Origin of the sequence: Legionella sp. (genome assembly GCF_049790535.1) — a bacterium.
Lineage (GTDB): Bacteria > Pseudomonadota > Gammaproteobacteria > Legionellales > Legionellaceae > Legionella.
In genome coordinates this window covers 1-13,137 of sequence record NZ_JBAQZB010000011.1, presented here as the reverse complement: position 1 = coordinate 13,137, position 13,137 = coordinate 1, and the positions used below count along the sequence as shown (strand labels likewise).

Here is a 13,137-nt window from a genome sequence, read left to right as displayed (position 1 = left end):
GCCCCTCTCCCGCGCTAGGAGTTTTAATAGTATGATGATGCTTTTCACGGGAGAGGGTTGGGGAGAGGGCGTGGAACAATCTGTGTTAAGACAACGAGCTCGAGATCTAAGGAAAAACAGTACGGATGCTGAGAGGTATCTATGGTATTATCTTCGCGCAAATAGACTTGGATTTAAATTCAAGAGACAAGTACCAATAGGCGAATACATCGTTGATTTTGTCTGTCTTGAAAAACGACTGATTATCGAGCTTGATGGTAGCCAACACATGGACAATCAAATGTACGATATGAAGCGTAGTGATTGGCTAATGGCGTATGGGTTTAAAATGTTGCGCTTTTGGAATCATCATGTCTTCCAGCAAACAACATCTGTCCTTGAAGTCATTATGACTGCTCTACTTTAAAGCCAAGAGCATCTTATCATTCACGACATTCCCTCTCTCCAAAGCTCCTAGCGCGGGAGAGGGGGTAGATCGTGATGAAATTAAAAATCTGTTCAAAAAAACTTCAGGAACATTACTTAGCCTATGCAAAATTATATTTCAGCTAAATTTCCTTTAGTTTCTAACCAGATTTTTCTATCACCAGCGCGTTTTTTATTAAGCATCATATCCATAATTGCTTCAGCACTTTCTTCGTCATCCAAGGTTAGTTGTACTAGTCGACGTGTATCAGGAGCCATGGTTGTTTCACGCAGCTGTATGGGATTCATTTCTCCTAATCCTTTGAAACGTTGTACGTTAGCCTTTGCTTTACTTATTTGAGCCAAATGATTGATGAAACGATTTTTCTCTTCATCATCCAAAGCATAATGAATAATTTTACCGGCGTCGATTCTATAAAGCGGTGGCATAGCAACAAACACATGTCCTGCCTGAACCAAGGGTTTAAAATGACGAAGAAATAGGGCGCATATTAATGTAGCAATATGCGCACCGTCTGAATCAGCATCCGCAAGAATACATATTTTGCCATAACGTAGGCCAGAGAGATCGACAGAGCCAGGGTCGACGCCGATGGCTACAGAAATATCATGAATCTCCTGCGATGCTAGGACTTGTGACGAATCCACTTCCCATGAGTTAAGAATTTTTCCCCGTAAAGGTAAAATGGCTTGGAATTCTTTATTACGCGCCTGTTTTGCAGACCCACCCGCCGAGTCTCCTTCTACGAGGAATAATTCAGCCTGATTAAGATCTGTTTGCAAACAATCAGCCAGTTTTCCCGGAAGAGCGGGACCTTGGCTCACGCGTTTGCGTGCTACTTGTTTTGCTTGTTTTAAGCGGCTTTGGGCTCGTTGTATTGCCAGTGTGGCAATGGCTTCACCTTGATTACGATGCTGGTTTAACCACAATCCAAACGCATCTTTAACCACGTTGTTCACTACCGCAGATATTTGCCGGGAACTTAAACGCTCTTTTGTTTGTCCGGCAAATTGAGGCTCTTTCATTTTTACAGAAAACACATATTGGCAAGGTTCCCATAAATCATCTGCTGTAAGCTTCACTCCACGAGGTATTAGATTTCTTAATTCACAAAATTCGTTCATTGCGTCAAATAAACCCGAACGTAAACCATTTACATGCGTTCCACCTTGAATGGTAGGAATTAAATTCACATAACTTTCACTAAAGCTTGTACCTACACCCTGAGACCATACCAACGCCCAATCAACTGTAGCCTCAAGACTTTTAAATTCTCCAGTAAATGGTTCTTCAGGTAAGTAATCACCATCCATTAAGGATTGATTCAAATAATCAACAAGACCATGTTCATAACACCAGTGAGATTCTTCATTATTTGTTTTATTAATAAATGTCATGGAGAGGCCAGTACACAGTACGGCTTTAGCTCTTAGAACATGGGTTAAATGCTTGATGGAAATCCGTGTCGTATCAAAATACTTGGCATTAGGCCAAAAACGGATAAGGGTGCCGGTGTCTTTCTTTTTGGTAGTACCTGTTTCATTTAATTCACAAGTCTTGTTGCCATTGGCAAAGGACATTTGATAAATAATACCATTACGTTTAATGGTGACATCAAGACGATCGGACAACGCATTAACCACGGATACGCCTACCCCATGTAAGCCACCGGAAAAGCTGTAGTTTTTATCAGAAAATTTACCCCCAGCATGCAGACGAGTCATAATTACTTCAACGCCGCATAAACCTAATTGCGGGTGTAAATCTACCGGCATGCCACGGCCATCGTCTTCGACTTCAATAGAGCCATCTTCATGCAGCGTCACTTTAATGTGCTCGGCAAATCCAGCCAGTACTTCATCCACGCTGTTATCAATGACTTCTTGAGCCAGATGGTTGGGACGAGTGGTATCAGTGTACATGCCGGGACGACGTTGGACAGGTTCAAGTCCACTTAGGACTTCAATAGCCTGGGCGGTGTAGTTTTCTGACATAGGCATTCACTCCAATTGGTGTACTGGATTTATTTTATCATAGATATGATACAGTAAAGGAATACTTACTAGTTAGTACTATAAATTTATGAAACATAGTGCAGAAGCACGTCAATTGTCGGTAGCTTTTCAAAAGCATCAACAAATAATTCCTGCTCTCAATGAGGTAAGCTTTACCTTATGTCCTGGTGAAACTCTGGTTTTGCTGGGCGAGTCTGGTTGTGGGAAATCATTAACATCTCTGGCGTTAATGCGCTTGTTGCCTAAATCAGGTGTTTATGGCATTACGAGCCAAGTTAATATCGACGGAGAGGACATTTTAAATTTGTCGGAACATATGATGCGGCAATTAAGAGGATGTCGTTTGGCCATGATTTTTCAAGAACCTATGACTGCCTTAAATCCAATTATGACGATTGGTGAACAATTGGCTGAAGTGTTGCTTAGACATCAATCATATAGCAAAAAAGAGTTAAATGTTGCGATCTTAGCCTTACTGGAGGAGGTGGAAATGCCACAGCCTGAGTTGAAGATTAATCAATATCCACATCAATTATCTGGCGGTCAAAAACAGCGTGTGGTTATTGCCATGGCTTTAGCGTGTAATCCGGAAATTTTAATTGCAGATGAACCGACTACTGCTTTAGACGTAACCATTCAGGCACAGATTTTGGCATTGCTCAAGAAGTTACAAAAAGCGCATCGAATGAGTATGTTGCTGATTACTCATGATTTAGGTGTCGTGAATGCAATAGCTGATCGTGTTTGCGTGATGTATGCTGGGCAAGTGGTGGAGCAATCTGCTGCGCATGATTTTTTTGCTCAGATAAAGCATCCTTATGTACAGCAATTATTTGCTTCGTTACCTTCTTTTGCCAAAAAAGCAGAGCGCTTATCCGTTATTCGTGGTTTTGTTCCCGCTTTGGATGACTTGCCATCAGGTTGTCGTTTTCATCCTCGATGTATTTATGCTTTTGCGCGATGTCAGCAGGAAGAGCCACAATTACAGGAGTATGATCAACGCATGGTGCGTTGTCATTTATACCCTGAACTTGAAAAACTGCCTGCGTTAGAAACTAAAAAAATAACTTGGAGTGTGGCTAGTACCAAGGAGGAAATCATTCTCGCAGTAAAGGATTTATCAGTCGATTTTGTGCAAAAAAAAAGACTATTTACTCGCAATAAAGTACTCTTTAAAGCAGTTAATCAACTTTCTTTTTGTTTGCGACAAGGAAAAACATTGGCATTGGTCGGGGAGTCTGGTTGTGGTAAGACAACTACCGGTCGGGCTTTATTGCGTTTACAACCCGCATCTGAAGGAGAGATACGTTACCGTGATTGTAATGTATTAGCTTTGAGGAGAAAAGCATTAAGAGAATACCGAAAAAAAGTACAAATTATTTTCCAGGATTCTTTTGCTTCTATGAATCCACGCATGACCATTGGTGAAATTATTGCTGAGGGAATGCATGCACAAGGGATGCGGCGTTCTATTATCTTCCAAAGACAAAAGGAATTATTGAATCATGTCAATTTACCATTAAGTAGTTTGCATCGTTATCCTCATCAATTTTCTGGCGGCCAAAGACAACGGATTTGTATTGCCCGGGCTTTAGCCACCGAGCCTGATATTTTAATTTGTGATGAACCAACAAGTTCATTAGATGTGTCAATTCAGGCGCAAATCCTAAATTTATTAAAAGAATTACAGCAAGAAACGGGTATTTCTTATTTATTTATTACCCATAATATGGGCGTTGTATCTTATATTGCAGATGAAGTTTTGGTGATGAAAGAAGGTAAGGCAGTAGAGTTTGGTACTTGCGAAAAAATTTTTAAACATCCAGAACATCCATATACTCAACGACTGTTAAACGCCGTATTAAGTATTAATACATATACCCATCCTATATAAAAGTTAGGAGGAAAAATAAGAGAACAATTTATCAATGGATGCTCCGTGAATTTAAAAGGATAAAAAAGCTGTCGGTGGGTAAAACGCTCATCAGAAACTGATCATGTATTTTTTACCTTGATTTAAAGTATCCTCATATTTTTAGTAATTTTATTTATTTAGCATACGAAGCTGAGGAGCGGCTTTAAGCGCATCTCAAAATCTTGGCACGAACTCCAGGTCCTGCGCTAAGTTTCAAGAAGTTACCTCAGTTCAGACGAACATATGACTGAATGGTAAGCTGTTCTTTTCACCATATTAACCCAAGTATTCTTATGTTATATTTTGGACAGTGTAGAGGTAATAAAGTCGAAGTATTTATTATTTAGGGAGAATGGTTGCATGAAGATTGTTGTAGATGAGCTAAGTTTTATACAATTACACAATTTATCTGCGTTTATGTATTTAGTGGTTAATGTGATAGAAGTGACTTGTTAAAAAAGTAGCGGCTTGGTTTGATAGGTATTTCGCACGCATGGATCAGCAAGCTGTGTTCTTAAAAAATAATGGTTTTTATAAAAGGATTTTTGCATGGCTCTGGAGGAGTATAAACGAAAGCGTGATTTTAAGAAAACCGTCGAACCGAAAGGGAAATTAAATTCTGCTCATAAGTTTTTATATGTTATTCAAAAACATGCAGCAAGCCATTTGCATTATGATTTTCGTTTGGAACTCGATGGGGTGTTACTGAGTTGGGCTGTCCCCAAAGGTCCTTGTTTTGATCCTTCGGTGAAACGTCTTGCTATGCATGTCGAAGATCATCCTGTAGCGTACGGTTCTTTTCAAGGGATTATTCCCAAGGGACAATATGGTAGTGGGGCAGTTATGTTATGGGATAAGGGTATTTGGACTCCTTTAGATGAGAACCCTGCTCAGGCCTATCATCATGGCCATTTACGCTTTGAACTTCACGCAGAAAAATTAAAAGGGCGGTGGGATTTAATTCGCTTTAAAGACGAAAAACATTGGTTTTTAATCAAACATCGTGATGAATGGGCACAAAAATTAACAGACTATGATGTGACCATTGAAGAACCTGATAGCGTTATTAATGGTTATTCTATAGAAGAAATTGCAGAGCAGTCTGAGCATGTATGGCATTCAAATAGGGGATCCAAAATGAAAAAGGCTCCTCCACACTCAAAAAAAATCAATTTACCGGCTGCGTTAAAAAGCAATCAATTTCCTGATTTTATTTCAGTTCAGTTAGCCACCTTGGTTGACCGTGTGCCTGAGGGATCGAAATGGCTTCATGAAATTAAATTTGATGGTTATCGTATTCTTGCGCGAATAAACCTGGATGAGGTGGTATTAAAGTCACGCAATAACAAAGATTGGACTCAAGATTTAATTCCAGTGGCTAATGCCCTTAGAGCCCTCTCTTTGAAGCAGGTAATTTTTGATGGTGAGGTGGTGGTATTAAATCAACAAGGAAAATCTGATTTCCAGTTGTTGCAAAATGTTATTAAAGGGGAAGGATCCACGCCCTTAATATACTATATTTTTGATTTACTCTTTTATGATCAGTATGACTTACGGTCTCTGCCTTTGGTGACGCGTAAAGCACTATTAAAAAGTGTGTTGCCCATAGAACATCCTATTCTTAAATACAGCGACCATATTATTAATGATGGAGAAGAGATGTTTCGGCATGCTTGTTCCATGGCTTTAGAGGGTATTGTTTCTAAAGAAGTGAATTCACCTTACATTTCCAAACGCAGTAAATCCTGGCTTAAAGTAAAATGCATCAAACGCCAGGAATTTGTCATTGGTGGTTATACATTATCGCAAAATGGACGTGATTTTCGCTCTTTGTATCTTGGGGTATTTGATGGCAAAAAATTAATTTATACGGGCAAAGTGGGTACTGGATTTACGCAAAAAGCCTTACGGGAAATTTTTATAGAGCTTAAAAAATATGAAACAAAAAAAAGTCCATTCTCGACCAGAATACCTGCCTCATCAAAGGTAGTTTGGGTAAAGCCAGTGCTGGTTGGGGAGGTGGAATTTTCGCAATGGACGCAAGGGGGGCATTTACGTCATCCCAGTTTTAAGGGATTAAGAATCGATAAAAAAGCGCATGAGGTAAAAAAAGAGCAGGAAATTTCATTAGCGCATATCGCACACACAACTAATAAAAAGAGGAAAACAGGCGCTCATGCTCAAAAATCTTCTTCTATTATCCTCACTCATCCTGATAAAGTACTTTATCCTGAAGAGGGCATTACCAAAAAAGAGCTTCTTTCATATTATGAGGCAGTCAGTGACTACTTGCTTCCTTACATTATCAATAGACCTTTATCTTTAGTACGTTGCCCACAAAATTTTAAGCGCTGTTTTTTTCAACGTCATTTTAATGAGTCTACCCTTAAAAAATTAAAAGCGATTACGGTGCAAGAGAAAAAAAATGTTGAGGAACTCATTTACTTAGATAACACCGAAGGATTGTTTAGTTTAGTGCAAATGGACGTATTGGAAATTCATCCTTGGGGCAGTCTGATTAATCAATTAGATAATCCTGATATTTTAGTGATTGATTTAGATCCAGCACCAGATGTAGCTTGGCAAGAAATAGTGCAAAGCGCCCGAGAGATTAAACAGCATTTAGCGGAATTTAAATTAACCTCCTTTGTAAAAACAACAGGAGGCAAAGGATTACATGTGGTTATTCCCATTAAACCTGAGTATTCCTGGGAGGAGGTGAAAAATTTTGCCCACACGTTTGTCGTATTTCTGGAGCAGTTAAAGCCTGAAAAGTACATTAGTAAAATAGCAAAGACTAAACGTAGCGGAAAAATCTTTGTGGATTATTTGCGTAATCAAAAAGGGGCTACGGCAGTGGCTGCTTATTCGACTCGCGCACGGCCTCATGCTCCGGTCTCGGTTCCTATTCATTGGGATGAATTAACCGCGCAGCGTAAAGATACGGAGTTTACTATTAAAAATGTTCCACCACGTTTAATTCATTTAAAACACGATCCCTGGGAGGGATTTGGGTCTATGCATCAATCTTTACGATTGAAGCAAATCGATTAACTAGTGTGCATCAAGTAGCTGTAAAAAAACTTTCTTAATGTTCTCAAATACTTAGTCTGCATTTGCAGTATTCCCCTTCCAATGGGGATTTACAGGTACTTTTTTAGTCTCTATGATAATTGTAACACTTATCATAAATGAGCATTATTATGTCACCGCGAGGCGGAAAGAGAGTTGGGACAGGACGTCCTAAAAAAGAACCCACCAAAATTATTCGTGTGCCTGTATCGCATCTGGCTGGTATTAACCAGTTGATTAATCAATCATATCACCTACCTGTGTTCTCCAGTAAAGTGCAAGCAGGTTTTCCATCACCAGCAGATGATTATATTGAAGGATATCTTGATTTAAATACCCAGTTTATCCGTCATCCTGCATCAACCTTTGTCTTAAAAGCTATAGGTGAATCCATGGTGGATGCAGGAATTTTTTCTGGTGATTGGTTATTGGTTGATAAAAGTCTTGAAGCCACAGATGGAAAAATTGTGATTGCTGCTGTAAATGGGGAGTTAACTGTGAAGCGTTTGTCGCGTAAAGGGAAACGGGTACAGTTACTGTCAGCTAATCCTCAATTTAAACCTATTGATATTACCGAAGAGATGGAGATGGTAATTTGGGGGGTAGTGACTTGTGTTTTTCATGAGTTGTCTTAATCATGTTTGCTCTTATTGATTGCAATAATTTTTATGTCAGCTGCGAACGTTTGTTTCGTCCTGATTTAAGAAATAGGCCCATTGTAATTTTGTCAAACAATGATGGCTGCTGTATTTCGCGTTCGAATGAAGCTAAAGCTTTAGGGGTTCTCATGGGAGAACCTTATTTTAAAATCAAGGGATTATGTAAGCAGCATGGAATTAAAGTATTTTCTTCCAATTACACGTTATACGGCAATATCAGCCAGCGAGTGATGTGTACTATAGAAGAATCATGGTCAGCAGTTGAAGTGTACTCTATTGATGAGGCCTTCCTTGATTTAAGTAGTTTGCCACTGTATCTACATGATTCATTTTGTCATAAATTGCAACAAAAAATCCTTAAAAATACTGGCATTCCTACCTCAATTGGTATTGGGCCTACCAAAACACTGGCTAAGGTTGCTAATCATTTATGTAAAAAGGTATTTAAAATTCCTGTAGTTAATTTAACCCACAATCGCGAGGTTCTATTAAAACAAATTGTCGTGAGTGATGTATGGGGCATAGGGAAGCGATGGGATAAAAAGTTGACTGTTTACGGTATTCAAACAGCTTATGATTTGGCGCAAACTAATGTTCATCTTTTAAAAAAACAGTTTAATGTGGTGATGATGCGCATCGCAATGGAACTGCAAGGAATTTCTTGTCAAGGGCTTATAGAACCCAAATCCAAGCAAAGCATTGTCTCTTCTAAAAGTTTTGGCCAGATGCAAACTGAGTTTTCCAGTGTAGCGCAATCAGTGAGCAGCCATTGCGCGCGTGCTGTGGAAAAAATGCGTCTGCAAAAATTAGTTGCGCAACGCATGTATGTCTTTGTGTATACCAACCGTTTTCGTGAAGATTTGGCCCAGCATGTTCAATCCTTGGAAGTGGATTTTATTAATCCTACCGATGATTTGCGAATTATTACCCAGATAGCAAAAAACGGTTTACAACGCATTTTTAAGCCTGGATTTTTTTATAAAAAAGCTGGTGTATGTTTTGAAGGCTTAGTTACTAAAGACTCAAGACAGTTGGATATGTTTTATCAGTTTAGTGAGGGGGAGTTAGAAAAAACGGAACAACTGATGTCCATTTTTGAGAAAATCAACCAAAAATATGGTCGAAGTACCATCCGCTTAGCTGCTGAAGGGTTCTCACAGCCTTGGGCGATGCGCGCGGAACTTAAATCACCAGCATATACTACACGTTGGGTGGATGTACCACATGTTACTTTAGGGTAATCTATTTAGCAGTTATTCTTATGGAACCCACAATTTTGGATTTTATCCTAATACAAGTTGTGTTTATATTGATATAATTGAATGTTAATTATGTTTTTTATTTATGTTATGCAGTTTTTCTTAAATATGGTCTATATTATAAATGTCAATATGGATATGGAGCTCCAAAAATGAAAAATACTAATTTGACTTCTAAATCGATTAATCATGCTATTATAGCACTTTTCTTATTTATCAGCCCATTAGCAGGGGCATATGCTGCATGTTGTGCGGGTCATGGTGGTGTTGCTTCGTGTAATAAATCTACAGGTTACAAGATATGTAAAGATCGTACCGTTTCTCCAACATGTACTTGTGCTATTCCAAAAAAGACTACTAAATCAAAAACTACTAAAACAACCCCTCCAGCTACTACAAGTACACCAACTCAGTCTAAAAGTCATTGGTGGAACGGAAAATCAACGACTACTACAACACCTCGTAGTGGGAGTAAAAGTACTCCTGTCACTGGCACAAGTGCTCAAGGTTGTTGCTCACGTCATGGTGGGATAGCTCAATGCAATAAGTCTAGCGGTCATCAAATGTGTAAGGATGGTACTCCATCACCTACTTGTACTTGTCATTGATATGAGCTGGGTATTTATGTAGATAAAAAGGAGAATTACCATGGATCTCAACACATTAGCTAGCCAAAGTCCAAAAATTATGACTGTGATTGAATCTATAAAAAATGATCCTAATTTTTTAAATGAATTAAAAGCAAATCCTCAAGAAGCACTAAGTAAAATTGGAATTGAACTTAACGAAGAAGAATTGGGGATTGTTCAAAAACTAGGATCTCTTAGTGAGTTAGAGGAAGAAGTTGAAGGGATATTTGGCCAAATAAAAGGTTTTTTCGGCATTAAAGATCAAACTAAGTAAAAATAAAAAGAACTAGTAATCTCTTGGTGAATTCTCGTTTGTGGACTTAATCCACAACGAGAATTTGCGTTAAATATTTTATCTTCGCTGCAAAAGTGACCATTCGAAGTCACCACTCACAAAAAAGCTAATCTGTAGTTGACCACTTGGACGTTAAGATTTATTAGTTTTTTTAAGGGTATTTTTCTTAGTGGAAGTCTTTTTGTTTTTTTTCATACTTTCTTTTAATAACGAAATGAAATCAACTACAGTAGTATTATTTTTTATAGTACTTACTGCTTTGTTTTTAGATTTTTTGACTTTTGCTGTTTGCTGAGCAAGCCATTTTTTCATCGTTTCTTGATAATCATTATGATATTTTTCTGGTGTCCACGCGCTTGTCATTTCATCAATAAGATTAATGGCAATTTTTATGTCAGCAGAACTTACTTTATAATTTTTCACCTCGTCGATAGGTACATTTACTTCACTTTCCTCACGTATATCCTCTTTGAAATGAACTAAGTAGAGAAGCAAGGCATGTTTATAAGGCAGAATTAAGCTTAAGGATTCTTTGGTACGAATAATAATCTTGGCCACACCTACTTTATTGGTTTTTTTCAAAGCTTCACGTAATAAAACATAGGCTTTTTTATTTTTACTTTCAGGAATTAGGTAATAAGATTTATCTAAATAAAGAGTGTCAATGTCATCGAAATTAACAAACTCCTCGATGTTTACAGTTTTAAATAATTCTGGACTTTTCTTCTCAATGACACGTTCATCTATTACAATGTAATTGTTTTTTTCATACTCGTAGCCTTTAACAATATCGTTCCAGTCAACTTCTTTACCATTTTCTTCGTTTATACGTTGATAACGTATGCGCGAATTAGTTTTTGCATCTAAAAGATGAAAATGAAGATCATGGTGCTCTTCAGTTGATACCAAAGAGACAGGAATTGCAACCAAGCCAAAGGATAGTTCTCCTTTCCATATGGATTTGGACATAATAATCTCCTGAATTGGAATGAGTTTTAGTTTGAACTCTGTATAAGTGATTTTAGTACAAAAAAAGAACTAGAAAAAATAAAAAGGCTGAATAAGGTATGCTTTCGAAAGCAAAGTTATTTTGCTTGAACTAGACTAGATACAGAGAAGAGCTGTTACTTAATTTTTAGAACTAAAAATAAGATCAATGCTAAGGAGATAAAGTGCCATTATTACAAGGACTAAAAGAATGGTGGCATGAGCGTATCGCGCAGCATTCAGCCGTTACTGAGGTTGAATGGGAAGCGGCATTTGCTTATTTGCCATTACTGACGCGCCTAAGTGAGCAGGAAAAAGCAAGGCTTAAGCGATTAGCAATTCTTTTTCTTCACTATAAATCGCTGGAGGGTATAGGTGGGTTACAAATAACCACTACGATGCGATTAATTATTGCTTTGCAGGCTTGCCTTCCTATTTTGAATCTTGGATTAGATTGGTATAATGATTGGGTGTCCGTAATGATTTATCCTAACGCATTCTCGCGAGAGCATAGCGAGATGGATGAATATGGTGTGGTGCATCAAGGTAGGCTCAATCTGCTTGGCGAATCATGGCAACGTGGCCCAGTTATTTTGTCCTGCGATGACGCATTACATCTCTGTGAAATGGAAGGTAGAAATGTGGTAATTCATGAATTTGCACATAAATTAGATATGCAAAATGGTAGAGCAAATGGTTTTCCACCTCTTCATAAAGGAATGTCTGGAAAACAATGGACTGCGGTATTCAGCCATGCCTATGCCGATTTTGAAATGCGATTACAAAACAACAATCCTATTCCTATTGATCCTTATGCAGCTACTTCCGCAGGAGAGTTTTTTGCTGTGTTCAGTGAATTTTTTTTTGAGAAGCCAATAATAATTAAACAGTATTATCCAGAAGTATACCAATTATTAGCCAATTTTTATTGTCAGAACCCAATTAATAATTAAAAGTTGCTTTTAATAACACTTTGATTTAAAAGTATATGTTTATTTGGAAATCCTTAAAAAATCATTTTAAGAGTAAAAAAGACTAAAAGAATAAACTATATTCATATATTGCAAACGGTAAAACAGGGATTGAAGCATGAAATCCATTCAATTAGTATGGGATGAGCATTTAAAAAATCTCAGGCAGGAGCTGAGAGAAAGTGTTATAAGGAACGTTGAGTTGTCTGAAACGACCTATCCTTTATTGGTAGCTTATTTGTACTATCTTAGAAAGCTTAATAGTATTCCTAATACATTAGATGACTTCGCTCAAAATACACAAATACTTCATGAAATTATCTATCTTTGTGAACATAACCTGTTATTTTTTCTGATTGTAACTGGACAGTTCAATGTAACTCGCGATCTTTTTCAAAATAAAACTGAACTAACAAAAATAGTTGTTTTATGGAACATCAAAAAAGAGTATAATAAGGCCTTGTTTAATAAACAATTGATTCAATCTAAATACACAGTTGAAAAAACGAACCATAATTGGAATAAACTTCCTGTAGCTGAGTGGGATGAAGCACAGAAAATCTTGATTACCCAAGTAATTTATCAATATTATGAACAAAAATTACAAAGATTGACATTTAATTTCTATGTTACTCAAGAAAAATGTTATTCCAATACAGTAGATGAGGGACTGAAGGTATTGAATTTAGCTGCCATTAAAATCAAAGCAAATAAACACATAACTCCATCGCTAAAAGAGGCTTGTTTACTTGAGCTTACTATCCTCAAGAATATTCTTTTAGAAAAAAAAGCTATTTTGGTTAAAGAATTTGAAAACCTAACGGGGTCAGAATTTCAGAATCCAAACTTGGTTCAAAAGTTTATTAAAGTAGGAAAAGACAGTTTTAATATAGTGAATAATATAAGAT

10 protein-coding genes and 1 pseudogene are annotated in these 13,137 nt (G+C 37.5%); 9 read left to right on the top strand and 2 right to left on the bottom strand.

The genetic code is table 11. The annotated features are described in order from the left end of the window. Positions 1-37 precede the first annotated feature (37 nt). Positions 38-406: an endonuclease domain-containing protein gene (locus WA877_RS00525; protein WP_425168993.1), complete on the top strand. Its 369-nt coding sequence runs from the start codon at positions 38-40 to the stop codon at positions 404-406. A gap of 131 nt (positions 407-537) precedes the next feature. Here the strand turns inward: WA877_RS00525 and parE are convergent, their stop codons facing one another. Then, positions 538-2,421, bottom strand: a complete 1,884-nt coding sequence (gene parE / locus WA877_RS00520; RefSeq protein ID WP_425168992.1) for a DNA topoisomerase IV subunit B — start codon at positions 2,419-2,421, stop codon at positions 538-540. 88 nt (positions 2,422-2,509) lie between these two features. On the opposite strand from parE, the gene WA877_RS00515 reads away from it, so the two are divergent. From WA877_RS00515 to WA877_RS00490, 6 genes are all read left to right on the top strand, one after another. Next, positions 2,510-4,336, top strand: coding sequence for an ABC transporter ATP-binding protein (locus WA877_RS00515; protein ID WP_425168991.1), 1,827 nt, complete (start codon positions 2,510-2,512; stop codon positions 4,334-4,336). Positions 4,337-4,906: 570 nt separating this feature from the next. Then, positions 4,907-7,411 (top strand): DNA ligase D, encoded by a 2,505-nt coding sequence (ligD, locus tag WA877_RS00510; RefSeq protein ID WP_425168990.1) that lies wholly within the window; start codon positions 4,907-4,909, stop codon positions 7,409-7,411. Positions 7,412-7,560: 149 nt separating this feature from the next. After that, positions 7,561-8,064, top strand: a complete 504-nt coding sequence (locus WA877_RS00505) for a LexA family protein (protein WP_425168989.1) — start codon at positions 7,561-7,563, stop codon at positions 8,062-8,064. 2 nt (positions 8,065-8,066) lie between these two features. Beyond that, positions 8,067-9,329 carry a Y-family DNA polymerase gene (locus WA877_RS00500; protein ID WP_425168988.1) on the top strand — a complete coding sequence of 421 codons (1,263 nt, stop codon included), beginning with the start codon at positions 8,067-8,069 and terminating at the stop codon, positions 9,327-9,329. Between the two features lie 170 nt (positions 9,330-9,499). Beyond that, complete coding sequence (locus WA877_RS00495; RefSeq protein WP_425168987.1) at positions 9,500-9,955, top strand: hypothetical protein; 456 nt, start codon at positions 9,500-9,502, stop codon at positions 9,953-9,955. A 40-nt stretch (positions 9,956-9,995) separates the two neighbouring features. After that, positions 9,996-10,250 carry a hypothetical protein gene (locus tag WA877_RS00490; RefSeq protein WP_425168986.1) on the top strand — a complete coding sequence of 85 codons (255 nt, stop codon included), beginning with the start codon at positions 9,996-9,998 and terminating at the stop codon, positions 10,248-10,250. A gap of 153 nt (positions 10,251-10,403) precedes the next feature. On the opposite strand, the gene WA877_RS00485 is transcribed toward WA877_RS00490, so the two are convergent. Beyond that, positions 10,404-11,240 carry a Ku protein gene (locus WA877_RS00485; protein WP_425168985.1) on the bottom strand — a complete coding sequence of 279 codons (837 nt, stop codon included), beginning with the start codon at positions 11,238-11,240 and terminating at the stop codon, positions 10,404-10,406. Between the two features lie 203 nt (positions 11,241-11,443). Between WA877_RS00485 and WA877_RS00480 the strand changes: the two genes are divergently transcribed. After that, positions 11,444-12,211: a zinc-dependent peptidase gene (locus WA877_RS00480; RefSeq protein WP_425168984.1), complete on the top strand. Its 768-nt coding sequence runs from the start codon at positions 11,444-11,446 to the stop codon at positions 12,209-12,211. A gap of 136 nt (positions 12,212-12,347) precedes the next feature. Further along, positions 12,348-13,137: pseudogene (locus tag WA877_RS00475) on the top strand (hypothetical protein); the annotation flags it as partial.

Coding starts and splice junctions, on each gene's coding strand:
- WA877_RS00505 (WP_425168989.1), top strand. CDS start 7,561: ATGTCACCGCGAGGCGGAAAGAGAGTTGGGACAGGACGTCCTAAAAAA.
- WA877_RS00495 (WP_425168987.1), top strand. CDS start 9,500: ATGAAAAATACTAATTTGACTTCTAAATCGATTAATCATGCTATTATA.
- WA877_RS00515 (WP_425168991.1), top strand. CDS start 2,510: ATGAAACATAGTGCAGAAGCACGTCAATTGTCGGTAGCTTTTCAAAAG.
- WA877_RS00500 (WP_425168988.1), top strand. CDS start 8,067: ATGTTTGCTCTTATTGATTGCAATAATTTTTATGTCAGCTGCGAACGT.
- WA877_RS00490 (WP_425168986.1), top strand. CDS start 9,996: ATGGATCTCAACACATTAGCTAGCCAAAGTCCAAAAATTATGACTGTG.
- WA877_RS00525 (WP_425168993.1), top strand. CDS start 38: ATGCTTTTCACGGGAGAGGGTTGGGGAGAGGGCGTGGAACAATCTGTG.
- WA877_RS00485 (WP_425168985.1), bottom strand. CDS start 11,240: ATGTCCAAATCCATATGGAAAGGAGAACTATCCTTTGGCTTGGTTGCA.
- parE (WP_425168992.1), bottom strand. CDS start 2,421: ATGTCAGAAAACTACACCGCCCAGGCTATTGAAGTCCTAAGTGGACTT.
- ligD (WP_425168990.1), top strand. CDS start 4,907: ATGGCTCTGGAGGAGTATAAACGAAAGCGTGATTTTAAGAAAACCGTC.